Annotated in this window: 24 protein-coding genes; 12 read left to right on the top strand and 12 right to left on the bottom strand. The window is 70.4% G+C overall.

Going from position 1 to position 23,419, the window contains the following annotated elements; genetic code table 11:
* Positions 1 to 31 precede the first annotated feature (31 nt).
* On the top strand, positions 32 to 1,360 hold the full coding sequence (locus MBA17_RS01575) for an FAD-dependent oxidoreductase (protein WP_238494386.1): 1,329 nt from the start codon (positions 32 to 34) through the stop codon (positions 1,358 to 1,360).
* Between the two features lie 16 nt (positions 1,361 to 1,376).
* Here MBA17_RS01575 and MBA17_RS01570 read toward each other — a convergent pair whose 3' ends face one another.
* The gene (locus MBA17_RS01570; protein WP_238494385.1) at positions 1,377 to 2,321 is read right to left on the bottom strand and encodes an NAD-dependent epimerase/dehydratase family protein; all 945 of its coding nucleotides are present in this window, start codon (positions 2,319 to 2,321) and stop codon (positions 1,377 to 1,379) included.
* Between the two features lie 118 nt (positions 2,322 to 2,439).
* On the opposite strand from MBA17_RS01570, the gene MBA17_RS01565 reads away from it, so the two are divergent.
* Positions 2,440 to 3,138: a TetR/AcrR family transcriptional regulator gene (locus MBA17_RS01565; protein ID WP_238494384.1), complete on the top strand. Its 699-nt coding sequence runs from the start codon at positions 2,440 to 2,442 to the stop codon at positions 3,136 to 3,138.
* A gap of 250 nt (positions 3,139 to 3,388) precedes the next feature.
* On the opposite strand, the gene leuA is transcribed toward MBA17_RS01565, so the two are convergent.
* Together leuA and MBA17_RS01555 are read right to left on the bottom strand one after the other, a co-directional pair.
* On the bottom strand, positions 3,389 to 5,074 hold the full coding sequence (gene leuA, locus MBA17_RS01560) for a 2-isopropylmalate synthase (RefSeq protein ID WP_238495017.1): 1,686 nt from the start codon (positions 5,072 to 5,074) through the stop codon (positions 3,389 to 3,391).
* Between the two features lie 347 nt (positions 5,075 to 5,421).
* A complete protein-coding gene (locus MBA17_RS01555; RefSeq protein WP_238494383.1) occupies positions 5,422 to 5,688 on the bottom strand; it encodes a hypothetical protein in 267 nt (88 codons plus the stop codon).
* Between the two features lie 153 nt (positions 5,689 to 5,841).
* Between MBA17_RS01555 and MBA17_RS01550 the strand changes: the two genes are divergently transcribed.
* Together MBA17_RS01550 and MBA17_RS01545 are read left to right on the top strand one after the other, a co-directional pair.
* A complete protein-coding gene (locus tag MBA17_RS01550; protein WP_238494382.1) occupies positions 5,842 to 6,090 on the top strand; it encodes a DUF2630 family protein in 249 nt (82 codons plus the stop codon).
* A 42-nt stretch (positions 6,091 to 6,132) separates the two neighbouring features.
* Complete coding sequence (locus tag MBA17_RS01545; RefSeq protein ID WP_238494381.1) at positions 6,133 to 7,116, top strand: GNAT family N-acetyltransferase; 984 nt, start codon at positions 6,133 to 6,135, stop codon at positions 7,114 to 7,116.
* A 122-nt stretch (positions 7,117 to 7,238) separates the two neighbouring features.
* On the opposite strand, the gene MBA17_RS01540 is transcribed toward MBA17_RS01545, so the two are convergent.
* The 7 genes from MBA17_RS01540 to urtA form a co-directional block, all read right to left on the bottom strand.
* Entirely contained in the window at positions 7,239 to 8,216 is a 978-nt protein-coding gene (locus MBA17_RS01540) for a hypothetical protein (RefSeq protein ID WP_238494380.1), read from the bottom strand.
* Positions 8,217 to 8,272: 56 nt separating this feature from the next.
* Positions 8,273 to 9,256, bottom strand: a complete 984-nt coding sequence (locus MBA17_RS01535) for a transporter substrate-binding domain-containing protein (protein WP_238494379.1) — start codon at positions 9,254 to 9,256, stop codon at positions 8,273 to 8,275.
* Positions 9,257 to 9,571: 315 nt separating this feature from the next.
* Entirely contained in the window at positions 9,572 to 10,264 is a 693-nt protein-coding gene (urtE, locus tag MBA17_RS01530) for an urea ABC transporter ATP-binding subunit UrtE (protein WP_238494378.1), read from the bottom strand.
* Positions 10,251 to 11,009 (bottom strand): urea ABC transporter ATP-binding protein UrtD, encoded by a 759-nt coding sequence (gene urtD, locus MBA17_RS01525; RefSeq protein WP_238494377.1) that lies wholly within the window; start codon positions 11,007 to 11,009, stop codon positions 10,251 to 10,253. Before urtD ends, urtE begins: the two co-directional genes overlap by 14 nt.
* A complete protein-coding gene (gene urtC / locus MBA17_RS01520; protein WP_238494376.1) occupies positions 11,006 to 12,079 on the bottom strand; it encodes an urea ABC transporter permease subunit UrtC in 1,074 nt (357 codons plus the stop codon). The genes urtD and urtC overlap by 4 nt, the downstream gene beginning before the upstream one ends.
* Positions 12,076 to 12,942, bottom strand: coding sequence for an urea ABC transporter permease subunit UrtB (urtB, locus tag MBA17_RS01515; protein ID WP_238494375.1), 867 nt, complete (start codon positions 12,940 to 12,942; stop codon positions 12,076 to 12,078). The genes urtC and urtB overlap by 4 nt, the downstream gene beginning before the upstream one ends.
* A gap of 93 nt (positions 12,943 to 13,035) precedes the next feature.
* Positions 13,036 to 14,262, bottom strand: coding sequence for an urea ABC transporter substrate-binding protein (urtA, locus tag MBA17_RS01510; protein WP_455432667.1), 1,227 nt, complete (start codon positions 14,260 to 14,262; stop codon positions 13,036 to 13,038).
* 230 nt (positions 14,263 to 14,492) lie between these two features.
* Between urtA and MBA17_RS01505 the strand changes: the two genes are divergently transcribed.
* The 6 genes from MBA17_RS01505 (at position 14,493) to MBA17_RS01480 (ending at position 19,300) form a co-directional block, all read left to right on the top strand.
* Complete coding sequence (locus MBA17_RS01505; protein WP_238494374.1) at positions 14,493 to 14,795, top strand: urease subunit gamma; 303 nt, start codon at positions 14,493 to 14,495, stop codon at positions 14,793 to 14,795.
* Positions 14,792 to 15,118, top strand: a complete 327-nt coding sequence (locus MBA17_RS01500; protein ID WP_455432666.1) for an urease subunit beta — start codon at positions 14,792 to 14,794, stop codon at positions 15,116 to 15,118. Before MBA17_RS01505 ends, MBA17_RS01500 begins: the two co-directional genes overlap by 4 nt.
* The gene (locus tag MBA17_RS01495; RefSeq protein WP_238494373.1) at positions 15,108 to 16,823 is read left to right on the top strand and encodes an urease subunit alpha; all 1,716 of its coding nucleotides are present in this window, start codon (positions 15,108 to 15,110) and stop codon (positions 16,821 to 16,823) included. Before MBA17_RS01500 ends, MBA17_RS01495 begins: the two co-directional genes overlap by 11 nt.
* Positions 16,823 to 17,722: an urease accessory protein UreF gene (locus tag MBA17_RS01490; protein ID WP_238494372.1), complete on the top strand. Its 900-nt coding sequence runs from the start codon at positions 16,823 to 16,825 to the stop codon at positions 17,720 to 17,722. Before MBA17_RS01495 ends, MBA17_RS01490 begins: the two co-directional genes overlap by 1 nt.
* A gap of 94 nt (positions 17,723 to 17,816) precedes the next feature.
* Positions 17,817 to 18,494, top strand: coding sequence for an urease accessory protein UreG (gene ureG / locus MBA17_RS01485; RefSeq protein ID WP_238495014.1), 678 nt, complete (start codon positions 17,817 to 17,819; stop codon positions 18,492 to 18,494).
* On the top strand, positions 18,491 to 19,300 hold the full coding sequence (locus MBA17_RS01480; protein ID WP_238494371.1) for an urease accessory protein UreD: 810 nt from the start codon (positions 18,491 to 18,493) through the stop codon (positions 19,298 to 19,300). The genes ureG and MBA17_RS01480 overlap by 4 nt, the downstream gene beginning before the upstream one ends.
* Positions 19,301 to 19,353: 53 nt before the next feature.
* On the opposite strand, the gene MBA17_RS01475 is transcribed toward MBA17_RS01480, so the two are convergent.
* The gene (locus MBA17_RS01475; RefSeq protein ID WP_238494370.1) at positions 19,354 to 20,100 is read right to left on the bottom strand and encodes a HEAT repeat domain-containing protein; all 747 of its coding nucleotides are present in this window, start codon (positions 20,098 to 20,100) and stop codon (positions 19,354 to 19,356) included.
* Positions 20,097 to 21,716, bottom strand: coding sequence for an ABC-F family ATP-binding cassette domain-containing protein (locus MBA17_RS01470; protein WP_238494369.1), 1,620 nt, complete (start codon positions 21,714 to 21,716; stop codon positions 20,097 to 20,099). The genes MBA17_RS01475 and MBA17_RS01470 overlap by 4 nt, the downstream gene beginning before the upstream one ends.
* A 374-nt stretch (positions 21,717 to 22,090) precedes the next feature.
* Here MBA17_RS01470 and MBA17_RS01465 point away from each other — a divergent pair, with 374 nt between their 5' ends.
* Positions 22,091 to 22,747, top strand: a complete 657-nt coding sequence (locus MBA17_RS01465) for a TetR/AcrR family transcriptional regulator (protein ID WP_238494368.1) — start codon at positions 22,091 to 22,093, stop codon at positions 22,745 to 22,747.
* Positions 22,748 to 23,121: 374 nt separating this feature from the next.
* Entirely contained in the window at positions 23,122 to 23,367 is a 246-nt protein-coding gene (locus MBA17_RS01460; RefSeq protein ID WP_238494367.1) for a transposase, read from the top strand.
* Positions 23,368 to 23,419: the final 52 nt, after the last annotated feature.

Below are 23,419 nucleotides of genomic sequence, written 5' to 3'. Positions count from 1 at the left end.
GACATCCATCTCGCTTCCCCTCGGAGGGGCCATGAGGCATGCCGTCGTCATCGGGGCCAGCGTGTCCGGTCTGCTGGCCGCCGCCGCGCTCAGCAGGATCGGCTACCGGGTCACCGTACTGGACAGGGACGAGTTACCCGATGCGGACGTGCATCGCCGCGGCACGGCGCAGAGCGGGCATGCCCACGGTCTGCTGGCCCGGGGTCTGGAGGCCATGGAACTGCTGCTGCCGGGTCTCACCGCCGAGTTGACGGCACGCGGGGCGTTCGGCGGAGACCTGCAGGCCGACTGCCGGTGGATCAACGAGGGGCGTCGCCTGGCCCCGGCACCGGGCGGAATGCCCGGACTCCTGGTCAGCCGTCTGCTCTTGGAGGGCCAGATCCGGCGGCAGGTGGGCGGGCTCACCGGGGTGGAGGTGCTCGGAGAGAGCCAGGTCTTCGGCCTCACTCACCACGGCGACCGGGTCACCGGCGTGCGTCTCGTCTCCGGCGAGACGATCACCGCCGACCTGGTCGTCGACGCGTCGGGCCGTGGGTCGCGCGCCCCGGTCTGGCTGGGCGAGCTCGGTTTCCCCGCGCCGGCGGAGGAGCGAGTCGAGATCGACCTGACCTACACCACCCGGGTGTTCCGCAGGTGTGCCGATGACCTGGCCGGGGACTCGGTGGTCATCATGGCCGCGACCCGCGCGGTCCCCCGGGCCGGGGTGGCGCTGGCGATGGAGGGTGACCGGTGGATCGTCACCATCGGGGGGTACGGCGACGCGCCGCCGGCCGACTACGACAGCTTCGTGGCCTATGCGAGCACCTTGCCCGCGCCCGACATCCACGAGTTGGTCAGCTCGGCTGAGCCGATCGACCAGGGTCGCCACCACCGCACACCGGCCAGCGTGCGACGGCGATACGAGCGGCTGTCCCGTTTCCCCCGCGGCCTGGCGGTCCTGGGCGACGCGGTGTGCGCCTTCAACCCGATCTACGGCCAGGGCATGAGCGTCGCCGCCGTGGAGGCGTTGAAGCTGGGCGGGTGGGCCCGTCGGGACAGACCCGCGAGCGAGCTGTTCCGGGCGGTCGCCCGGGTCGTCGACGGGCCGTGGGACATCGTGGTCAGCGGCGACCTGCGGCTGCCCGGGGTCCGCGGGCGGCGTACCCTCAAGGTCAGGGTGATCAACGCCTACCTGGAGCGCTTCCACCGCGCCGCCGAGCACGACGTCGAGCTGGGCCGCCGCTTCCTGCGCGTGGCGAACCTCCTCGATCCGCCGTCGGCCCTGCTGCGACCGGCCTGCCTGTTGCGCGTGTTCCGCGGCACCGGTGGCACCGTGCCGTCGACCGCGCCGGCGGTTCGAGGGATGTCCGGGAGCGGCTGACGGCGAGCCGGCAGGGCTAGGCGGCGACCAGTTCCCGCGCCCGCCACCAGCCGATCGTCGCGGCGAGGGCCTCGTCCACCGGCGTCGGGGACATTCCGAAGGTGGTCTGGAACGCGGTGGAGTCCATCACGAAGGGCCGGTCGAACTGGTAGCGGATGTGCTTGATCTCGCCGAGCATCGGCGACATCCGCCCGAGGGCGTCGACGAGCCACTGGGGAGTGGAGCCGACCTTGGGGCTGGGCGTGCCGGCCAGCTCGTGGACCCGGGTGGCGATCTCACGGTAGGTCAGGGCGGGCGCGGTCGGGATGTGCCAGGCCCGTCCCCATGAGCGGTCGTCGAGCGCGGCGGTGACCAGGGCCGTCGCCACGTCGGGCACGTAGGTCCAGCTGTGCGGCTGGTCGGGGTCGCCGGTGAGGCGGGCCATCTTGCCGGCGAGCACCTTGGGCATGAACCTCTCCCCCAGGTGCGACTGGTCGAGGCAGCCCGGCCCGTAGTAGTCGGAGCCGCGCAGCTCGGTGACCCTGATCCTGCCGGCCTCGTGCGCGGCGAGCGCGTCGCGCCACATCTGCGCCCTGACCTCGGCCTTGGCGCTGGTCGCCCGCATCGGGTGGCTCTCGGTCATCACACCGGACGGCGGGCCGTAGACATAGAGGTTGCCGAGGATGACGTATCCGGCGCCGGTCGCCTCCGCCGTGGCCAGCAGCGAGTCGGCGATCGGCTGCCAGTCGGTCAGCCAGCGGTGGTAGGCGGGGTTGACGCAGTTGTAGAGCGCGTCCGCGCCCTGGGCCAGGCGGATCAGCTCCGCGCTGTCGGCCGCGTTCGCCGCGACCTTTCGCACGCCCGGAAGGTCCGGACCGGAGCCGGACCTGCTCACCACCACGACCTCCTGCCCACGAGCCGCGAGCTCCCTGACGACCTCGGATCCGACCTGACCGGCTCCCACGACGACATGCTTACCCATGAGCGTTGCCCCTCTTCGTGAACCATGTTCCTTTGCGAGAGCAATGCTCTCTCATGAGTCCCCAGAGTGTCAAGAGCGGTGCTCTCGTATTTTCCTGGTGCTCTGTTATGGTGAGGTCATGAACGCGAGCCGTACTGCCAGAGAGCGAGTCCGCGCGGAGCTGACCCGTGAGATCACCGACATCGCGCGGCGGCACCTGGCCACCGACGGCGCTCCGGGACTCTCGCTGCGCGCCGTGGCCAGGGAGATGGGCATGGTCTCCTCGGCGATCTACCGCTACTTCCCCAGCCGCGACGACCTGCTCACCGCCCTGATCATCGACGGCTACAACGCCCTGGGCGAAGCGGTCGAAGACGCCGACGCGGTGTGCCCACGCGACGATTTCACCGGCAGATGGCTGGCCGTCTGCCGGGCCGTGCGGGAATGGGCGCTCGCCCGCCCGCATGAATACGCGCTGCTGTACGGCTCGCCCGTGCCGGGTTACCAGGCTCCCGAGGACACCGTCGTGGCGGCCATCCGCGACACCGTCGTCTACGGCCGGATCATCTCCGAGGCCTACGCCGCCGGAGCCCTCACTCCGCCCGGCGGCACCCCCGCCCCACCCGCCGCGTTCGCCGGCGACGCGGCGATCGTGCGCGAGCTCATGCCCGGCGTCCCCGACGACGTGGTGGCCCAGGCCCTGGTCGCGTGGACGGGCCTGTTCGGCTGGGTCAGCTTCGAGCTCTTCGGCCAGTTCAACAATGCGATCCTGAACCGCGCCACGGCCTTCGACCACCTCATGCGCCGTCACGCGGCCCTGCTCGGCATGCCCGCCTGATCACTGACGAAGCCGCCTGCGCCCCCGGATCACGGGGAGCGCAGACGGCAGGTCTCACGGCACACCCCGTATTCGGGGCGGGCGGTCGCGGACGTCCCCCGGATCGCGAGGGCGGAGCGGCCGGCTACGGCGGTCGCCTTGTGGGCATGGCCGACAGAGGGTCCGGCAGGCTGTCCCAGCCCTGCCGTACCCGGTCAATGGGTGGCGCGCGCGTACGGCGTGGCCGTACGCGGTCAAAGGAGGCCGGCGGTCAGCGGGTGGTGCGGTTGACGGCTGAGACCAGGGCCTTGAGGGAGGCGGTGGTGGTGTTGGCGTCTATGCCGGCGCCCCACAGGGTGACCCCCGCGACGTCGCACTCGACGTAGGACGCGGCCTTGGCGTCGGTGCCCTCGCTCATCGCGTGCTCGACGTAGTCGAGGACGCGCACCTGGACGCCGACGGAGCGCAGGGCGTCGCAGAACGCGGAGATGGGGCCGTTGCCGACGCCCTCGACCTCGCGGATCTCGCCGTCGACGCGCAGGTCGGCGTTGATCTTGTCCTTGCCGTCGACCGTGCTGGTGTTGCGGTGGGCGAGCAGCCCCAGCCGGCCCCAGCGGTTGGCGGGGTTGGGGAGGTACTCGTCGGTGAACGCCTCCCACATCTGGGCGGGGGTGACCTCGCCGCCCTGGGCGTCCGTGCGCGCCTGCACGACCTTGGAGAACTCGACCTGCAGCTTGCGCGGCAGGTCGAGCTGGTGGTCGGCCTTCATGATGTAGGCGACGCCGCCCTTGCCCGACTGGCTGTTGACCCGGATGACCGCCTCGTAGGTGCGGCCGATGTCCTTGGGGTCGACCGGGAGGTACGGCACGGCCCAGGCGAACTCGTCGACGGGGACCCCGGCGGCGCCGGCGTCGATGGCCATGTGGTCGAAGCCCTTCTTGATGGCGTCCTGGTGGGAGCCGGAGAAGGCGGTGTAGACGAGCTCGCCGCCCCACGGGTGGCGGGGGTGCACGGGCAGCTGGTTGCAGTACTCCACGACACGGCGGATCTCGTCGATGTCGGAGAAGTCGATCTGCGGGTCCACGCCCTGGGAGAAGAGGTTCATGCCCAGCGTGACGAGGCAGACGTTGCCGGTGCGCTCGCCGTTGCCGAACAGGCAGCCCTCGATGCGGTCGGCTCCGGCCAGGTAACCCAGCTCGGCGGCGGCGACGGCGGTGCCCCGGTCGTTGTGCGGGTGCAGGGAGAGCACGATCGAGTCGCGGTAGGCCAGGTTGCGGTGCATCCACTCGATCGAGTCGGCGTAGACGTTCGGGGTCGCCATCTCGACGGTGGCCGGCAGGTTGATGATGACCTTGTGCTCGGGGGTCGGCCGCCAGACGTCGTTGACCGCGTCGCAGATCTCGACGGCATAGTCGAGCTCGGTGCCGGTGAAGGACTCGGGTGAGTACTGGAAGAAGATCGTCGTGTCGTCCATGGCGTCGGCCAGCTTCTTGCACAGCTTGGCGCCGTCGACGGCGATGGCGGTGATGCCGTCGCGATCCTGTCCGAACACGACCCGGCGCTGGAGCGTGGAGGTCGAGTTGTACAGGTGGACGATCGCCTGCCGGGCGCCGCGCACCGACTCGAAGGTGCGCTCGATCAGCTCCGGCCTGGCCTGGGTCAGGACCTGGATCACCACGTCGTCGGGGATCCGGCCCTCGTCGATGATCTGCCGGACGAAGTCGAAGTCGGTCTGCGAGGCGGCCGGGAAGCCCACCTCGATCTCCTTGTAACCCATCGCCACCAGCAGCTCGAACATCTTGAGCTTGCGGTGCGGGTCCATCGGGTCGACCAGTGCCTGGTTGCCGTCACGCAGGTCGACGGCGCACCAGCGCGGGGCCTGCGTGATCTCTTTGCCCGGCCAGGTGCGGTCGGCCAGCTTGACGGGCTGGAACGCCTGGTAGCGGCCGATCGGCATGGCACTGGGCTGCTGCGGCGGATATTCGCTCACGGGATGTGGCTCCTCGTCGGTCGGAGAACGGCCGACGCGCATGGCTCACTCCGCGGCGAGGGAGCCGGCCTTCAGAGGCCCCCGCCGCGGCACATAAGAAGCAGCCCGCGCAGCATGGTTGGGAGGTTACCAGACCCTCCGTGATGACCGCACATCCCATCGTGCTCCCGATGGGCGCGGCCGTCGCGGAACCACGGCTCACGACCGCCTGATGAGGCGCCGGTCCGACGGCCCGCCCCCGCCGGCCGCGCGGCCGGCCCGAGACATGCGTGACCTGGAGAAACCGCACGGTTCCTCCAGGTCATCCGGCGTCCTCAGGACGCCTGGTCCCACTCCATGCCGTTGCCCCTGAGCCATTCCCGCTCGGCCTGGCTCGGCCCGGGGAACTGGGAGACCTCCATCGCCGCGATGCCGACGTCACCACGCGCCCCGGCATGCGGCACGCTCTCGTCACCCGGGTCCAGCACCACCCGCTCGTAGCGCGGCGGCCAGCGCAGAAGCAGGCGGCGGCCACAGGCAGGGCACGCCCACTCCTCCGCCCCGTCCTCACCAGTGCTGACGTGCACCATCTCATGACTCATTCGCAAACCACTCTTCGCCGTCGAATGAACACGCATCCGCCCATATCAATAACTGCCCAAGAGGGAGTCTTTTATTCGGAAGAACCATCCGCCGAGTGTGTTTCGGCACCCCGTGGATAGAGTCCAAAAGGACGCTTCCTGAAGGGGGACGCAATGGTGCAGGACAGCGACATCCTCGCGCGGATCAACGATCTCATCGACGAGGAACACACCCTTCGGCGCAAACTCGCGGAAGGCGACGTCTCCTCCGAGGACGAGAACGACCGCATCGTCACCCTGGAGCGCGCGCTGGACCAGTGCTGGGATCTGCTGCGGCAGCGCCGCGCCCGCCGCGAGTTCGGCGAGGACCCGGACGAGGCGGGCGTCCGCCCGATCGACGAGGTGGAGACCTACGGCCAGTAATTCGCTCGCGCGACCGGTGTCCGATCGGCTTTGCTTGGCCTTATGCCGATCGCACGGCTCGACGCCGCCACACCCGCTCTCATCGAGCGGCTCCACGAGGTCTATCTGGCGGCCAACGACGATCCCGGTCCGGCGATGTCGCTCGACCATTTCACCATCACGCTGCTGTTCAGCTCGGGGTGCTCCGTCGAGTCCTACGCCGAGGTGCGGGACGGCTCGGTGGCCGGTGGCTACACCCTGGCTTTGCCGGAGACGGACAACACCCACCTGACCTTGTTGCACCAGCTCTTCGTCGCCCCCGGCGCCCGCCGGCACGGCGTCGGCTCTGAGCTGCTCCGGCACGCCCTGGCCCGTACCCGCGCCCACGGCCGCCGTCTGATGATCGGCGAGAGCGCGGCCACCGGCCCCGGCGCCGCCTTCGCCAAGGCGCACGGCTTCGAGGCCGCCTCCACCGACGCCCGCCGGGTGCTCGACCTGCGGACGATCGACTGGGACCGGGTGACGGAGCTGCACGCGCAGGCCGTACGGCACGCGGAGGGCTACGAGCTGGAGCAGTGGACGGGTCCCGCGCCGCAGAGCCTGTACCCCGACCTGGCGACGCTGGTCACTGGCATGAACGACGCCCCGATCGACGATCTCGACATCGAGGACGAGCGGTGGGACGCCGGGCGGGTGGCCGATATGGAGCAGAAACACGAACGGTCGGGGTTCACCGGTTGTCACCTGCTGGCCCGGCATTCCGCCACCGGCGAGCCCGCCGGGCTGACCCGGATCGTCTACTACGCCGCAGACCACGCCGGCTGGGCCAGGCAGGGCGACACCGTGGTGCTGCGCGAGCACCGCGGCCACCGGCTCGGCCTGCTGCTCAAGGTGGCCAACCTGCTCGCGTTGCGCGACCGGCGGGCCGGCCTGGACAGAGTGATCACCTGGAACGCGGCGTCCAACGGGCCCATGGTGGCCATCAACGAGCAGCTCGGTTTCCAGCCGTTCGACGAATGGCACGAGTGGCAGCTACACCTGGTGTGACCCGCCGACCCGGCCGGGCTCGTGACCGGCCCGGACCGTGACCCGCCAACCGTCGGGCTCGTGACCGGCTCGGACCGTGACCCGCCGACCGGCAGGCTCGTGACCAGCTCGGAGCTGATCCGTCAACCGGCGGGGCGGCCCTCGCAGCGCGGGTCCTCCGTGGCGGGCAGCGGATCCGGCGCGACCCAGGAGATCATGCTCTGCTCGACGTACCACCGGTGGAGCTGCACCTGGCTGCGCGGCACATCACCGGGGTCCGGGCACAGCACCTTGGAGACCAGCCGGTCGTTCCTGATGAAACGCACCGCGCCCGAACGGTCGAGCAGGGTCGAGAGCCGGTCGTCACTTGTGATCACGTGGCCGACCACCACCTCCGCCACCTGCTCCCCATCGGGCGAGGTGGCCAGCTCCATCGCGGTCAGCGGCAGGATCGGCGCCCGCAACACCACCACCCCCGCGATCAGCGGCAGCAGTACGACCAGTGTCAGCGCCACCCCGTTGGCGATGAGCCGGGCCGACACGTCGGGCACCGGGCCGGTCAGCAGCGGGGCGAGCCCGGGCGGGACCGCGAGGAGGATCAGCGTGCCCATGTCGCCCTGGGCGGCGGCCTGCCAGATGGCCGGCTGGAGCACGACGTAGCTGAACAGCGCCGTGGTGACCGGCACGGCCACGCACACCGACTGGACCAGGCCCGGCCGCTCCGGATACCGGTCGCGGACCGTCAGCCCGGCGACCGCCAGGGCCAGCGTCAGCAACGTGGGCAGCAGGCGTAGCTGCCAGCCGAGCAGCCCCGCCAAGACGGCGAGCGCGACCACCCAGTCGGGCACCCGGTCGGCGGACCTGACCAGCCAGGAGGAGCGTCCCGTGCTGATCCGGTAGAGGGAGCCGAGCGCCCGCAGCGCCAGCACGACGGCGGGCACCACCCACAGCGCGGTCAGCAGCACCGCGCTGAGCATGCCGAGCGGGCTGACGTGCTGCACCAGCAGCAGCAACGTCTGGGTGTCCTGGCGGCTGGCGTACCACAGCCGCATGACGAGCAGGACGAGCGGGAAGGCGGGCAGCAGCGTGAACAGCCACTCCTGGTTCCGCGGGACGGGCATGACCCGGCGGGTGACCCCCTTGGGACGGCGATCGTCGGGCGCCCGGCCCCGCACCGTCATCCGGCCGGGCCCGGCCTGGGCCGCTGGCAGTCGGGCGTGGAGATGCCACGTTCCCAGGGCAGGCGGCGCACGTCGGGGGCGTTCACACAGGGCTGCTGCTCGGCCGCGATGTCGACGTCAGGGTTGGTGGCGACCAGGGGGGTGATGTTGGCCTGGTACGCCTCCTCCCAGCGGCGGTCCTGCGGATCGGCGTAGGAGCGGTGCAGGGCCAGCTCCACCAGGGTGCCGAGGGCGGTGTTGGTGCCGGTGTTGACCGCCCACTTCTCCCTGGTCTCCAGCCCGATGTCGTGGTGGAGCAGCTTGCCGTCCGACGCGGTGACGAACCCGGCAAGGATGCCCGCGTCGGTGCTCACCGCCTCGTAGGTGCCGCCGAGGAGCCCGTCGACGCACTGCTTGATCTGGTTCACGCCGGTGACCTCCGCCCTGGCGTCCTTCAGCGGGCCGCTGGAGGTGGAGGTGCCCAGGGTGCAGACCTGCTTTCCCCGGAGCTGGCTCAGCGACGTCACCGGCGGGTGCCCGGCCCTGGTGATCACTGACTGCTCGGTCTCCAGGTACGGCGTGGACAGGCCGACCGAGGTGTCCTTGGTCCGGTCGTCCGTGACGCTGAAGGTCGCCACGACCAGATCGACCGTGACGAACGCGCCGTTGCGGTCCTTGGCGCGCATCCGGGCCCGGTCCTCGGTCTCGATCGACAGGAACTCCACCTGGTCGGGCAGGAAACCGAGATCCGCGGCGATGAGATAGGCGATCTCGATGTCGAAGCCCTTGAATTTGCCGGTCGCCGCGTCGCGCAGCGCGATGCCGGGGGTGTCGTGCTTCACCCCGACGCGGAGCCGGTCCTTGCCGATCAGCCTGGCCTGCTCGCGCAGCTCGGCCTCGGACGGCGGGCCGTTCGAGAACACGATCCAGCCGCCCGCGACGACCGCCGCGACGATCGCCACCAGCCAGGCCAGCAGCCTGGCCGTCCGGAACCGCCGCACCCTCGGCGGCGGTCCCGGCCCGGCACCGCCCGGCGCACCGGACTGTTCCTGCCCGGACTGTGCAGACCCCGACTGTGCGGATCCGGTCTGTGCGGATCCGGTCTGTGCGGATCCGGTCTGTGCTGATCCGGTCTGTGCTGATCCGGTCTGTGCTGATCCGGTCTGTGCCAGCCTGGGCTGTGTCGGCCCGGACCGTGCCCCTGCTGCGGGCTTGTCGCTCATCCTCGCCCCCCGGACTCGTCCCCCGATCACGTCTCGTCCTGGCAGGCTACGTCTCCGGTGTCGCACACGGCAGGGGTTCTGCCCACACCGAGATCAAACCGCGAGAAGCCTGCGCACCTCGGCGTCGTGCAACTCCTGGGCCGCGCCCGCGCGCACGACCCGCCCCGCGTCCAGGATCACGAAGCGGTCCGCGAGCCGCAGGGCCAGATCGAGGTACTGCTCGACGAGGAGTACGGCGAGACCGGAGGCGTGCAGCCGCTCGATCGCCTCCTCGATCTCGATGATGATCGACGGCTGGATGCCCTCGGTCGGCTCGTCGAGGATCAGCAGCCTGGGCCGGGTGACCAGGGCCCGGGCGATGGCGAGTTGCTGCTGCTGGCCGCCGGACAGGAAGCCCGCCCGTCGTTTCAGCAGCGGCTTGAGCCTGGGGAACACCTCCAGCGCCTCCTCCAGCGCCGCCGGATCACGGTGGGTGGCCGCCTCCAACGTGACCTGGAGGTTGCCCAACACGCTGAGCTGCGGAAACGTCTCGTGGCCCTGCGGAACGTAGGCGATGCCGAGCCGGACCCGCTCGTGCGGGCGCAGCCTCGTCACATCCCTGCCCTCGAAGGTCACGGTGCCGCCGGTGGCCGGCAGCACGCCCATGACCGTGTCGAGCAGGGTCGTCTTGCCGACGCCGTTGCGGCCCATCACGCAGACGAGCTGCCCCGCCGCCACCTCCAGCGAGATCCCGAACAGCACGCGGGCTCCGCCGTACCCGGCCTGGAGTCCCTCAACGGACAGCATCGTCGGCCTCCTCACGTGCCCGGCCGAGATAGACCTCCTGCACCTTGGGGTTCGCGCGGACCTCCTCGACCGAGCCCTCGGTCAGCACGCGGCCCTCGTGCAGGACGGTGACCTGGGAGGCGTAGCGGCGCAGGAAGTCCATGTCGTGCTCGACGACGATCACGGTGTGGTCCTTGGCGATCTCGGTGAGCAGTTCGCCGGTGCGCGAGCGTTCGTCCAGCGACATTCCGGCGACCGGCTCGTCCAGGAGCAGCAGCCGGGGACGCTGGGCCAGCAGCATGCCGATCTCCAGCCACTGACGCTGGCCGTGGGAGAGCACCCGGGCGTGCTCGTTCGCCAGCTCGTCCAGGCCGGTGGTGGTCAGGGCGTGTTCGACGGCCTCGGAGATGCCGCGCCTGCGCCCGGCCAGCGCCCAGAGGGGACGCCGGAAGGAGGCCGCCAGGTCGAGGTTCTCCACCACGGTGAGCTCCTCGAAGATCACCGAGGTCTGGAAGGTGCGGCCCACGCCGAGCCGTACGATCTCGTGCTCCTTGCGGCCGGTGAGGTCGTCCGCGCCGAACCGCACCGCGCCGGCGGCCGGCTTGGTCAGGCCGGTGATCACGTCGATCAGCGTGGTCTTGCCCGCGCCGTTGGGGCCGATCAGGAAGCGCAGTTCTCCCTGATCGACCGTGAGATCGACGCCGTCGATCGCGGTGAAGCCGTCGAAGACGACCGACAGGTCGCGGATCTCCAGCAGAGCCGTCACCTTGTCTCCTTCCGCCTGCGTCTCAGGAGGCCTGCGATTCCTCGCGGGGCCAGGGTCATGACCAGGATGAACAGCGCACCCTGGAGGTAGAGCCAGCCGCCGGCGAACTGCTCGCTGAAGGTCGTCTTCGCGTAGCCCATGACGACCGCGCCGAGTACGGCCCCGGCGAGCGCGAACCGGCCGCCGACGGCGACGGCGACGACCAGTTCCAGCGAGGGCACCACGCCGAGCAGCGCCGGGGAGATGATGCCGACCACCGGGACGAACAGCGCGCCGGCCAGACCGGCCATGCCCGCCGAGATCGCGAAGGTGACGGTCTTGACGGTGGCCGGGTTGTAACCGAGGAAGCGCACCCGGTCCTCACCGTCCCTGACCGCGACCAGGAGCCTGCCGAAGCGGGAGTTCACGAGCTGCCGGGCGCCGAGGTAGAGCAGTCCGAGCACGACGGCGACCACGATGTAGAGCACCCGCTGGGTTTCGTCGAGGGCGAGGTCCTGGCCGAACAGCTCGAAGAAGTTGGTCAGCCCGTTGGTGCCGCCGGTCAGCCCCTGCTGGCCGATCAGCAGGATCACGAACGCGGCGGCGAGCGCCTGGGTGAGGATCGCGAAGTAGGCGCCGCGCACCCGCTGCCTGAACACCAGCGCGCCCAGCGCCGTCGCGAGCGCCATCGGCGCGAGCACGACCATGGCGAGCGCGAACACCGGGTTGGCGAACGGTTCCCAGAGCGCGGGCAGCTGTTCGACGCCGCTCCACACCATGAAGTCGGGTAGGTCGCCCTGTGCCTCGACGAGCTTGAGGTGCATGCCCATCGCGTAGCCGCCGAGCCCGAAGAACACGCCCTGGCCCAGGACCAGCATGCCGCCCTGGCCCCAGGCGAGGCCGATGCCGAGCGCCACGATGGCGTAGACGAGATACTTGGCGAGCAGGCCCAGCCGGAAGGGTTCGAGCAGGAGCGGCGCCACGACCAGGGCGAGCACGGCGACGGTGGCGAACACCGCCGGGCCCTGGAGCCGGGTGCGCCAGGTGGCGGGGGGTGTCTTCGCGACGGGACGTTCCGTGGTGAGTGTCATGTGAGCGCCCTCGACTTGAGCACGAACAGCCCCTGCGGCCGGAACTGCAGGAATCCGACGATGGCCACGAAGACGATGACCTTCGCCAGGCTGGCGTCGGTCCAGAACTCCGCGAAGGAGTTGAGCAGCCCCAGCGCCGCCGCCGCGATCACCGCGCCGCGTAGCTGGCCGAGGCCGCCCGCGACGACCACCAGGAACGCGTCCACGATGTAGTAGGTGCCGAGCGCGGGCCCGACCGGCCCGATCAGCGTGAGTGCCACACCGGCGACCCCGGCCAGTCCCGAGCCGATGAAGAAGGTGCGCATGTCCACCCGGCCGGTGTCGATGCCGCTGGTCGCCGCGAGCCGCCGGTTCTGCATCACCGCCTGCATCCGCCGTCCCTGCCCGGTGCGGTTCAGGTAGGCCCAGACGGCCACCACGCTGCCGATCGCGAGGGCCAGGATGAACATCCGGCTGTACGGCATGATGCCGGGGCCGCCCTGCAACCACTCGGGGGCCTGAACCTGCACGTTGGGCGCCCCGAACAGGTCACGGGCGAGCTGTTGCAGCACCAGGCTCACCCCCCAGGTCAGCAGCAGCGTGTCCAGCGGCCTGCCGTAGAAGTGCCGGATGGCGAGGCGTTCCAGGATCAGCCCCAGCGCCCCCGCCACCACGAACGCCACCGGCAGCGCGACCAGCACCGCCGCCCGTCCCGTCCAGCCCTGCAACAGATAGGCCGTGTAGGCCCCGGCCATGATGAACTCGCCGTGCGCCATGTTGATCACGCCCATCTGGCCGAACGTGAACGTCAGTCCCAGCGCGATCAGCAGCAACACGGCCCCGATCGACAACCCGATCGGCAACTGGTTGAGAAACCCCTCCATACCGCCTCCCATCACACGCAGCCCGCCTCTTCCGCACCGGCGGGCGAGTCCAGCGGACCGCCCCGGCGCGAACTGGCGCCGGGGCGGGAAAGGTCACCCCTGGGCCAGCCCCGTCGCCCAGGGATAGCCCTTCAGGTACGGGTCAGGCTTGATCGGCTCCTTGGAGTTCCAGACCTCCTTGATCAGCCCGTCCGGCTGCACCACGCCGATCCGCGCGGTCTTGAACATGTGCTGGTTCTCGCCGTCGATGGTCACCAGGCCCTCGGGACGCTCCAGCTCGATCCCGCCGGCGGCCTTCCTGACCGCCTCGACCTCCACCGACCCGGCCTTCTTGACGGCCTCGGCCCACAGGTAGACCGCGTTGTAGCCGGCTTCCATCGGGTCGGACGTCACCTTGTCCGCGCCGTACTTCGCCTTGAAGGCGGCGACGAACTTGCCGTTGGCGGCGTTCTCCGTCGTCTGGTAGTAGTTCCAGGCCACCAGGTGTCCGGCGATGTTGTCCACGCCGATCCCCTTGACCTCCTCCTCGGCCACGCTGACCGACATCGTCGGCAGTGACTCGGCGGTCGCCCCGGCGCTCTTGAGCTGCTTGAAGAACGCGACGTTCGAATCGCCGTTGAGGGTGTTGAAGACGGCGTCCGGCTTGGCCTGGACCACCTTGTTCACCAGGGTGCTGTACTCGGTGTGCCCGAGCGGGGTGTACTCCTCGCCGATCACCTGCATCCCGTTCGCCGCCGCGTACGCCTTGATGACCTTGTTCGCGGTGCGCGGGAAGACGTAGTCGCTGCCCACCAGGAAGATCTTCTTCTTCCCCTGTTCCTTCAGGTACTCAAGGCCGGGGACGATCTGCTGGTTGGTGGTGGCCCCGGTGTAGAAGATGTACGGCGAGCTCTCCAGGCCCTCGTACTGCACGGGGTACCACAGCAGGGCCTTGCGCCGTTCGAAGACGGGCAGCATGGCCTTGCGGCTGGCCGACGTCCAGCCGCCGAAGACGGTGGCGACCTTGTCGCGGGCGATGAGCTTGGTGGCCTTCTCGGCGAAGGTGGGCCAGTCGGACGCGCCGTCCTCCACCACCGGGACGAGTTTCTTGCCGAGCACGCCGCCTGCGGCGTTGATCTCCTCGATCGCGAGGAGTTCGGCGTCCCGGACGGTGACCTCGCTGATGGCCATCGTGCCGCTCAGCGAGTGCAGGATGCCGACCTTGATCGAGTCCTCCCCGCCGCCGGCCTGCTGCGATGTCGCCGGTTCCGCACCGCAGGCCCCCAGGGTGGCGACCAGCGCCACCAGAGGGATCGCGGTTCTCCAGGCTGAATTCCGCAACGAATGTTCCTCCTTGCCGATTTCGGCCCCCGTACGAGCTTTCTGCCGACAAGGTGACTTCGCGACGTTTCTTAGCGAGGTCGCGGATGTTAATTGCGCTTTACCGAAAATTCACCTGGGCGCCACGGCACGCCGTACGGGACGATCATCACGCCGTGCAGGGAGGGCAGGAAACTCATCCGACATTCGCCGGAAACGCGGTCGAAACAGCCGGTTTCTAAGGTCCGGCCATGCGGCTCACCCCACACGAGCAGGAGCGCCTGCTCATCCACGTGGCCGCCGGCGTCGCCCGTGACCGCAAGGCCAGGGGACTCCGGCTCAATCATCCAGAAGCCACCGCGATCATCGCATCATTCCTGATGGAGGGGGCCAGGGACGGGCGTACCGTGGCCGATCTCATGAACGCGGGCCGCGGCGTGCTCGGCCGGGACGACGTCATGGAAGGCGTCCCCGAGATGCTGGAGTCGGTGCAGATCGAGGCCACCTTCCCCGACGGCACCAAGCTCGTCACCGTGCACAGGCCGATCCCGTGATCCCCGGCGAGATCGTGTACGGCGAGGCGCCCATCCCGCTCAATCCCGGCCGCGACCGGGTCACCGTGCGGGTGACGAACACCGCGGACCGGCCCGTCCAGGTCGGCTCCCACTACCACTTCGCCGCAGCCAACCCCGGCCTGGAGTTCGACCGCAGGGCGGCCTGGGGCCGGCGCCTGGACGTGCCCGCCGGGACGGCGATCCGGTTCGAGCCGGGCGTCGAACGCGACGTCGACCTCGTGCCGCTCGCCGGTCACCGCATCGTCCCCGGCCTGCGATCCGAGTGGGCCGGACCCCTGGAGGAGAACCCTCATGCAGGTTGACCGCGCACGGTACGCCGCCCTCTACGGCCCCACGACCGGCGACCGGATACGGCTGGCGGACACCGACCTGTTCATCGAGGTCACCGAGGATCTCGCGATGGGCCCCTCGGGAGCCGGCGACGAGGCCGTGTTCGGCGGCGGGAAGGTGATCCGCGAGTCCATGGGCCAGGCCCGCACGACCAGGGCCGAGGGCGCGGCCGACCTGGTGGTGACCGGCGCGGTGATCCTCGACCACTGGGGAGTGGTCAAGGCGGACGTGGGAGTGCGCGACGGCCGGATCGTCGCGATCGGCAAGGCGGGCAACCCCGACACGATGGACGGCGTCCATCCCGGCCTGGTGATCGGCCCGTCCACGGAGATCATCGCGGGGAACGGCAAGATCCTCACGGCGGGCGCCGTCGACTCGCACGTCCACCTGATCGCGCCGCAGATCCTGGACGAGGCGCTGGCCGCGGGCGTCACCACGATCATCGGCGGCGGCACGGGACCGGCCGAGGGCACCAAGGCGACCACCGTGACCGGCACCTGGTATCTCGCCCGGATGCTGGAGTCGCTCGACCAGTACCCGGTGAACGTGGCACTGCTCGGCAAGGGCAACACGGTGAGCACCGAGGGCCTGCTCGAACAGCTCCGCGCCGGAGCCTCGGGCTTCAAGCTGCACGAGGACTGGGGCACCACCCCGGCCGCGATCGACGCCTGCCTGACGGTCGCGGACGCCACGGGCGTGCAGGTCGCGATCCACACCGACACGCTGAACGAGGCCGGGTTCGTCGAGTCGACGCTGGAGGCCATCGGCGGCCGGATGATCCACGCCTATCACACCGAGGGCGCGGGCGGCGGGCACGCCCCGGACATCATCCGGGTCGCCTCCTACCCGAACGTGCTGCCCTCCTCCACCAACCCCACCCGGCCGCACACGATCAACACGCTCGACGAGCACCTCGACATGCTGATGGTCTGCCACCATCTCAGCCCGTCGATCCCCGAGGACCTGGCCTTCGCCGAGTCGCGGATCAGGCCGTCGACGATGGCGGCCGAGGACGTGCTGCACGACATGGGGGCGATCGCGATGATCGGCTCCGACTCCCAGGCCATGGGCCGCGTCGGGGAGACGATCATCCGCACCTGGCAGACGGCGCACGTCATGAAGGGCCGCAGGGGGGCGTTGCCGGGGGACGGCGGCTCGGACAACCTCCGCGCCCGCCGCTATGTCGCGAAATATACGATATGCCCGGCGGTGGCGCACGGGCTGGACGACGAGATCGGTTCCGTCGAGACCGGCAAGCTCGCCGACCTGGTCCTGTGGGAGCCCGCGTTCTTCGGGGTCAAGCCGGACCTGGTGATCAAGGGCGGCGTGATCGCCTATGCCCAGATGGGCGACGCCAACGCCTCCATCCCCACCCCTCAGCCCGTGCTGCCCCGCCCGATGTTCGGCGCCTCCCCCATCACGGCCGCCGCCACCTCGCTGCACTTCGTCGCGCCCCTCGCCCTCGAAGACGGCCTCGCCGACCGCCTCGCCGTACGGCGCCGCCTGGTTCCCGTCGCCGACGTACGCCGGCGGGGCAAGTCCGCGATGCCGCTCAACGACGCGCTCCCCCGCATCGACATCGCCGCCGACACCTTCGCCGTGCGCATCGACGGCGAACTGATCGAACCCTCGCCCGCCCGATCCCTCCCGCTGACCCAGCGCTACTTCCTCTTCTGATGAATGCCACGATGCTGCTCCTGGCCGACTCCCGGCTCCCCGCCGGCGGCCACGCGCACTCCGGCGGCGCCGAACAGGCGATCAAGGACGGAGCCGTGCACGACCTGCCCACGCTCACGTCCTTCCTGCACGGCCGCCTGGCCACCACCGCCCTGGTCGCCGCCTCCCTCGCCGCCACGACCTGCGCCCGCATCACCACGCCCCCCACCGCGACGCCCAGCGCAGCCAACCGGCCCAGTCCCGCCCACGCCCACCCGGACCACCAGCCCGAACACCTCAGCGCCCACCGTGGCCACCAGCCCGAGGACATGCGCACCCATCCGAACGACCGGCCCGAACAGCTCAGCACACACCCGGGCCACCAGCCCGAGGACATGAGCACTCACCCGGGCCACCAGCGTGAGGATGCCTGGAACGCCGGTTCGGGCGGCAGTCGCGAGGAGGTGTGGAGCGAGTTGGAGGCGGAGGCCGACGCCCGCACCGCGTCACCCGCCCAGCGGGAGGCGGCACGCACCCAGGGACGCCTCCTGCTCCGGGTGGCCCGGCGGATCTGGCCCTCCCCCGTCCTCGACGACCTCGCGAGCGCCATCCCCAGCCCGCACCACCCCGTCGTCCTCGGCACGATCGCCGCCACCACCGGCTGCACCCCCGAGGACGCCGCCCTGGCCACCGCCTACCACGCGATCACCGGCCCGGCCACCGCCGCCGTACGCCTGCTCGGCCTGGACCCGGTCGCGGTGCACGCGGTCCTCGCCGCCCTCACCCCCGCCGTCGAGCACACGGCCCGTGCGGCAGGCGCCATCCGTGAGCCGCCCGGCATGCCCGCCTGCGCCGCCCCCGCCCTCGACCTCCTGGCGGAGCGGCACCGCCACACCGAAGCGAGACTCTTCGTCTCCTGACCCTCCCGGCCTCACCCGCACGGGACCCGGGCGCACGCGGCCGGGACATCATCGACCTCGACATCCATCCATCGTGAGAAGGACGGTAAAGATCATGGGCGCGGACCACACCGATCACCACCACGCACCCGACACCCACGGCCGGGCGCTACGCCTGGGAATCGGCGGCCCGGTGGGAAGCGGGAAGACCGCGCTGGTATCGGCGCTGTGCCGGACCCTCGGCGCGTCGACCCGCCTGGGCGTGGTGACCAACGACATCTACACCACCGAGGACGCCGACTTCCTGCGGGAGGCGGGTGTGCTCGCCCCCGAGCGGATCCTCGCCGTGCAGACCGGCTGCTGCCCGCACACCGCGATCCGCGACGACATCGCCGCCAACCTCGACGCGGTGGAGACCCTGGAGGAGCGTTTCGGCCCGCTCGACCTGGTGATCGTGGAGAGCGGCGGCGACAACCTCACCGCAACCTTCAGCCGTGGCCTCGCCGACTGGCAGATCTTCGTCCTCGACGTCTCCGGCGGCGACAAGGTCCCCCGCAAGGGCGGTCCCGGCGTGACCACGGCCGACCTTCTCGTCATCAACAAGACCGACCTCGCCCCGATGGTCGGCGCCGACCTCACGGTCATGTCCCGCGACGCGGCAGCCGTACGCGACGGCAAGCCGGTCCTCTTCACCTCGATCCGCGACCACCACGGCGCCCACTCGGTGGCCGACTGGGTGACCGGCCTGCTCGCCGCCTGGCCCGCCACCCACGCAGGCGCCCCCACCCGGTGACCACCCTCCGGCCAACGCCCCGGCCGCAGAGCAACGGCCCGCGCACCGACCTCTCGGCACCGCACCCCACCCCGCGGACGACACCGACGCGCGGCACCGCCTCGCGGACGATGACCGCGCACGCGGAGGTCGTCGCCGAGGTCACCGCCGCAGGCCGGACCGTGCTGTCCACGCTCCGCTCGGCCCCGCCGCTGACCCTGCGCCAGACCGGCCCGGAGCGGGTGCACCTCGTGGCCAGCGCGGCGGGCCCGCTCGGCGGCGACCATCTGCGGCTCGACCTGCGCGTAGGCCGGGGCGCTCGGCTGGAGGTCGGCTCGATCGCGAGCACGCTGGTGCTGCCGGGCCCCGGCGAGTCCGTAGTGATCGTCAACGCCACCGTCGAACCGGGCGGCACCCTCACCTACGCCCCCGAGCCCACCGTCCTCGCGACCGGCTGCCACCACCGCATGATCGTACGGCTGGCCCTCGCCGAGGACGCCGTCGTCTCCTGGCGCGAGGAGATCGTCTTCGGCCGGCACGGCGAGCCGCCCGGCCGCTGTCACTCCCGTTTCGACGCCACCGTCGCCGGACGCCCGCTGCTCCGCCAGGAGTTCACCGTCGGCGATCCCGCCCTCGACCGCAGCCCCGCGATCTACGGCGACGCCCGCTGCGTCGGCAGCCTCCTCCTCGCCGGCGCCGCCCCTCGTCCCCACCAGGTCTCCGTCACCGAGGGCCGCGCCGTACTCCCGCTGGCCGGCCCCGGCACCCTGATCTCCGCCCTGGCCCCCGACGCCGTCACCCTCCGCCGCCACCTCACCCACTCCTGACCTCACCGGCCCGCCCAAGTGAGTGTTGGGTTACCGTCTGATCACGGTAGGTGTCATGCGTCACCGAGCCCGGCTCGATGGTAGGCAGTCACGATCTTCTCGGCTTCCGCTCGTACTCGTTGGTCGGCGTCGCTCTCCGCCATTGTCTTGACGATCGGAAACAGTTCCGGCCACTCCATGTAGGCGGTGGTACGGGCTGCCGCGGCTCGCACCATGGAGTGTTCGTGCGCGAGGGCGTTCGCCAGCGGAGGCATGAACTCGAGGGAGTGGACCGGCGGTGCGCCCAGCCCCAGCCGGAAGATGGACCGGACCAACCTGCGCGGGTCGGTCTCCTCGAAGGGTTCGTTGAGGAGTTCGGGGATACGCCAGACGTCCAACTCTTGATCCGCTTCACCGAGCAGTCCGACCAGTTCTTCGCGGTCCGAGCCGTAGAAGAAACAGCAGAATTCACCGGAGGCGCGATCCCGGGTCACTTGGAAGACGGTGCTCTCATCGACGGACCAGACCCTGGACTCCCTTCCTGTGCCGCTGTCGTCAGTGGGCACCTCGGGCCACCCCCGCTGTTCGGCGAAGCCGCCGGCCTCCGTCCAGTCGCGCTGTTTGAGCACGAGACGGCGAGTACGTGTCGAGTCATTGGCTGGCATGGGTCCACCTTGTCCATTTGCGATGTGAAAGCGTCGCACATCGGGCGCTGGGGCCAAGAAGAGCATCCGCTTCGAGAGCATGTACGGCGACGATGCGCTCCGGGATTCGGTCATCACCTGGCGCACGGCCGACGGCCTGTCGGAGTCGCTGATCATGGCCTTGGCCGGCCACGACCTTCCTCAAGATCTGCGGACTCGTGCACACCGCCGTCGGCATCGAAGATCAGGTAGCGGTCGAAGTCGGCGGCGAACCAGCGGTCGTGGGTGACCGTGAGCACCGTGCCGGAGAAGGAGGCGAGCCCGTCCTGGAGTGCCTGCGCACTGGCCAGGTCCAGGTTGTCGGTGGGCTCGTCGAGCAGCAGCAGGGTGGCGCCGGAGAGTTCGAGCAGCAGGATCTGCAATCGTGCCTGCTGGCCCCCCGAGAGGGTCTCGAAAGACTGCCTTCCCGCCGGGGCGAGTTCGTAGCGGGCCAGCGCGGCCATCGCGTCGTTGAGCCCGAGCGCGTGCTCCGTCATGACGATGTCGGCCGGTGCCCGCCCAGCGAGGTCGGGCCGGGCATGTGTCTGGACGAAGTGTCCGGGCACCACCCTGGATCCGAGTGACACCGTGCCGGTGTGCCGGACCGAAGAGGTCGCCCCGGGCTCCGACTCGGCGAGAAGCCGCAGGAAGTGAGACTTGCCGGAGCCGTTCGGACCGAGGATCGCGATCCGCTCGCCGTACCAGATCTCGGTGTCGAACGGCTTCGTCAGCCCGGTCAGCTCCAGCGAGGCGCAGATGACCGATCGTTTGCCGGTTCGGCCGCCTTTGAGGCGCATCCGGATGTTCTGCTCCTTGGGCGCGCTCTCCGGAGGGCCGGCCTCCTCGAACCTGTTCAGCCTGGTCTGGGCAGCACGATAGGCGGAGGCCACCGCGTCGTTGCCGGTCGCCCGCCGGCGCAGGTCGTCCAGCAGCCTCCGCAGCCGGGTGTGCTCCTCGTCCCAGCGGCGTCGCCTCTCGTGCAGCCGCTCGCCGCGTTCCCTGCGGGCCTGCGCGTAGGACGCGAACCCGCCGCCGTGGACCCACACCCCGCGCGACTCGACGGTGACGATCCGGTCGGCCGCCTCGGCGAGGAGCCGACGATCATGGGAGACGAGCACGACGGTCTTGGCGGTGGCCCGGAGCCGCTCCTCCAGCCACTCCTTGGCGGGCACGTCGAGGTAGTTGTCCGGCTCGTCGAGCAGCAGAACCTCGTCGGGGCCGCGCAGCAGCGCCTCCAGCACGAGCTTCTTCTGCTCTCCGCCGGAGAGCGTGTTCACCTGCCGACCGGCCACCTCCTCGAACGCCACGCCCAGCGCCGAGGTCGTGCACACGCTCCAGGTGACCTCCAGGTCGTAACCTCCCGCGTCGGCGTAGTCGGTGATGGCCTGGGCATAGGCGAGTTGCGCAGGCTCCTCATCGCTCGCGCGCAGCGCCCGCTCGGCCCGCGCCAGCTCGGCGGTCGCCGCCCGCACCCGTTCGGGGGCGACCGACAGCAGCAGCTCACGTACCGTCTCCCGCCGCCCGGCCACACCGACGAACTGGCGCATGACGCCGAGCCCGCCCGACCCGGCGACCCGGCCCCCGGAAGGCCGTAGATCACCCGCGATCAGCCGCATCAACGTGGTCTTGCCGGCCCCGTTCGGCCCGACCAGCGCTGCCTTGACCCCCTGCCCCACCCGGAAGGACACCTCGTTGAGCAGCAACCGGCCATCCGGCAGCACGTAGGTCAGGGCATCGACCTCGACATGTCCCATCACGACATCCTTGCTGGTAGAACATTGGTCATACACTATGAACATTGATCGGCCCCACTGACAACCCATTAGCCCAGCGACAACCCGTCAAGCGGCCGCACCTCGGCGGGCGACCTGCGTACCGGTCCCGTTGACGACGCGCTGATCTCAGCGTCCGCCATCGGCGTCGTCGTCAGCGGGCCCGGCGGTAGCATCGCCCGCACGCCGGCCACAGCGCGGTGCACGAAGGCAGCACGGCGACGAACACCACACCGACCAAGGACCAAGGGCAGGACCCGGGGCATGAACTCCGAACCCGGCGGACAGCGAAGGCGAGAACAGCCGTGAACGCGACACCTGGCAGGCGAACCCAACGCAGGAGCGCGGCGACAGGCGTGTGGCTTCGCACCCCGCGTCCGGGCCGGGCCGAGCCGGCCGTCAGCCGCGAGCAGATCGTGCGGGGCGCCGTCGCCCTCCTGGACGAGGAAGGAGCCGCCCGGCTGACCATGCGCCGCCTCGCCGAACGCCTGAGCACCGCCGCCGCGACCCTCTACCTGCACGTCGAGACCAAGGACGACGTCCTCGACCTCGCACTCGACGCCATCTTCAGCGAGACCGTCATCCCGCAGACCCCGGCGGGCGACTGGCGAGCCGATGTCACCGCGCTCATCACGGGCTGGCGCGCCACGATGCTCCGCCACCCCTGGTCGGTGACCGTCCTCGACCGCCCGCTACTCGGCCCGAACGTCCTCGCCCGCACCGAGTATCTGCACGCCACCCTCGTCGCGGCGGGCTTCACCGACCCGCATCTCACCGCCGCCGCCTACGCCCTGTCCAACTACGTCATCGGCTCGGCCACCATGCAGGCCGCCGCCCTCGACCACGACCACCCCGAAGACCGCCGGGCCGCCGACCGCCACCTCCACGCCCGCCGCCACCTCTACCCCACCCTCGCCGCCCACGGCGCCCCCCTCGCCAACGACTGGGACACCGTCTTCACCCACGGCCTGACCTACCTACTCGACGGCCTCACCCCCTACAAATCCCCCTGACCACGACCCCCCGCTTTCCCTTTGCCACCTACACCGGCCCACACCAAGCGCCCCCGCGCAAAGCACCCACCGCCACCCCGCTCACCCGCCCCAAACCCCCGCAAAGCAACCGCCGCCGCCACCCCACTCACCCGCACCAAACCCCACCGCCGTCACCCTGACGCGCCCGAACTCGTACGGCAAGCCACGTCGGCGCCACTCGCCGCAGGTGGCCAAGGTCCGTGGGCACATGCCACTCCAGCGTGAGTGGCCGGCCGCCGTCACATCAGATCGCCCTCGTTCTCGACCATTTCCACAGAGAACGCCTACAGCGGCCCAGAATGCAGAGCTGAACGACCCAACACACCGTATGCATCCTGGACCCGGGTTGGGGGGTGTTCCTGGGCATCCTCATGCACAAGGCTGAAAGCGCCGGTCGAGAGTTGATCCCGGTCAACCCCGCCAGCACCTCCCGCACCTGCCCCGCTCCTGAATGCGGGCACATCAGCGGCGAGAACCGCACCACCCAAGCCGACTTCGTCTACGTCCGGTGCGGTTATACCGCCAACGCAGACGAAGTCGGGGCGACCAACGTCAAGAGGGCCGGGCTGGTCCTCCGCAAAGCCGCACTAGCGGCCTAGCGAGAAGCCACCCCGTTTACGGAGTGGAGGAGTCACCGACATGTAGATGCCC

The organism is Dolomitihabitans soli, from assembly GCF_022213955.1.
GTDB lineage: Bacteria > Actinomycetota > Actinomycetes > Streptosporangiales > Streptosporangiaceae > Streptosporangium_A > Streptosporangium_A soli.
This window is presented reverse-complemented; position numbering and strand designations above follow the sequence as displayed.

What these genes read in the sequence shown, in the direction of transcription:
- MBA17_RS01575 (WP_238494386.1), top strand. Translation starts at nt 32, where the DNA reads ATGAGGCATGCCGTCGTCATCGGGGCCAGCGTGTCCGGTCTGCTGGCC.
- MBA17_RS01570 (WP_238494385.1), bottom strand. Translation starts at nt 2,321, where the DNA reads ATGGGTAAGCATGTCGTCGTGGGAGCCGGTCAGGTCGGATCCGAGGTC.
- MBA17_RS01565 (WP_238494384.1), top strand. Translation starts at nt 2,440, where the DNA reads ATGAACGCGAGCCGTACTGCCAGAGAGCGAGTCCGCGCGGAGCTGACC.
- leuA (WP_238495017.1), bottom strand. Translation starts at nt 5,074, where the DNA reads ATGCCGATCGGCCGCTACCAGGCGTTCCAGCCCGTCAAGCTGGCCGAC.
- MBA17_RS01555 (WP_238494383.1), bottom strand. Translation starts at nt 5,688, where the DNA reads ATGAGTCATGAGATGGTGCACGTCAGCACTGGTGAGGACGGGGCGGAG.
- MBA17_RS01550 (WP_238494382.1), top strand. Translation starts at nt 5,842, where the DNA reads ATGGTGCAGGACAGCGACATCCTCGCGCGGATCAACGATCTCATCGAC.
- MBA17_RS01545 (WP_238494381.1), top strand. Translation starts at nt 6,133, where the DNA reads ATGCCGATCGCACGGCTCGACGCCGCCACACCCGCTCTCATCGAGCGG.
- MBA17_RS01540 (WP_238494380.1), bottom strand. Translation starts at nt 8,216, where the DNA reads ATGCCCGTCCCGCGGAACCAGGAGTGGCTGTTCACGCTGCTGCCCGCC.
- urtE (WP_238494378.1), bottom strand. Translation starts at nt 10,264, where the DNA reads ATGCTGTCCGTTGAGGGACTCCAGGCCGGGTACGGCGGAGCCCGCGTG.
- urtC (WP_238494376.1), bottom strand. Translation starts at nt 12,079, where the DNA reads ATGACACTCACCACGGAACGTCCCGTCGCGAAGACACCCCCCGCCACC.
- urtB (WP_238494375.1), bottom strand. Translation starts at nt 12,942, where the DNA reads ATGGAGGGGTTTCTCAACCAGTTGCCGATCGGGTTGTCGATCGGGGCC.
- MBA17_RS01505 (WP_238494374.1), top strand. Translation starts at nt 14,493, where the DNA reads ATGCGGCTCACCCCACACGAGCAGGAGCGCCTGCTCATCCACGTGGCC.
- MBA17_RS01495 (WP_238494373.1), top strand. Translation starts at nt 15,108, where the DNA reads ATGCAGGTTGACCGCGCACGGTACGCCGCCCTCTACGGCCCCACGACC.
- MBA17_RS01490 (WP_238494372.1), top strand. Translation starts at nt 16,823, where the DNA reads ATGAATGCCACGATGCTGCTCCTGGCCGACTCCCGGCTCCCCGCCGGC.
- ureG (WP_238495014.1), top strand. Translation starts at nt 17,817, where the DNA reads ATGGGCGCGGACCACACCGATCACCACCACGCACCCGACACCCACGGC.
- MBA17_RS01475 (WP_238494370.1), bottom strand. Translation starts at nt 20,100, where the DNA reads ATGATCAGCGACTCCGACAGGCCGTCGGCCGTGCGCCAGGTGATGACC.
- MBA17_RS01470 (WP_238494369.1), bottom strand. Translation starts at nt 21,716, where the DNA reads ATGGGACATGTCGAGGTCGATGCCCTGACCTACGTGCTGCCGGATGGC.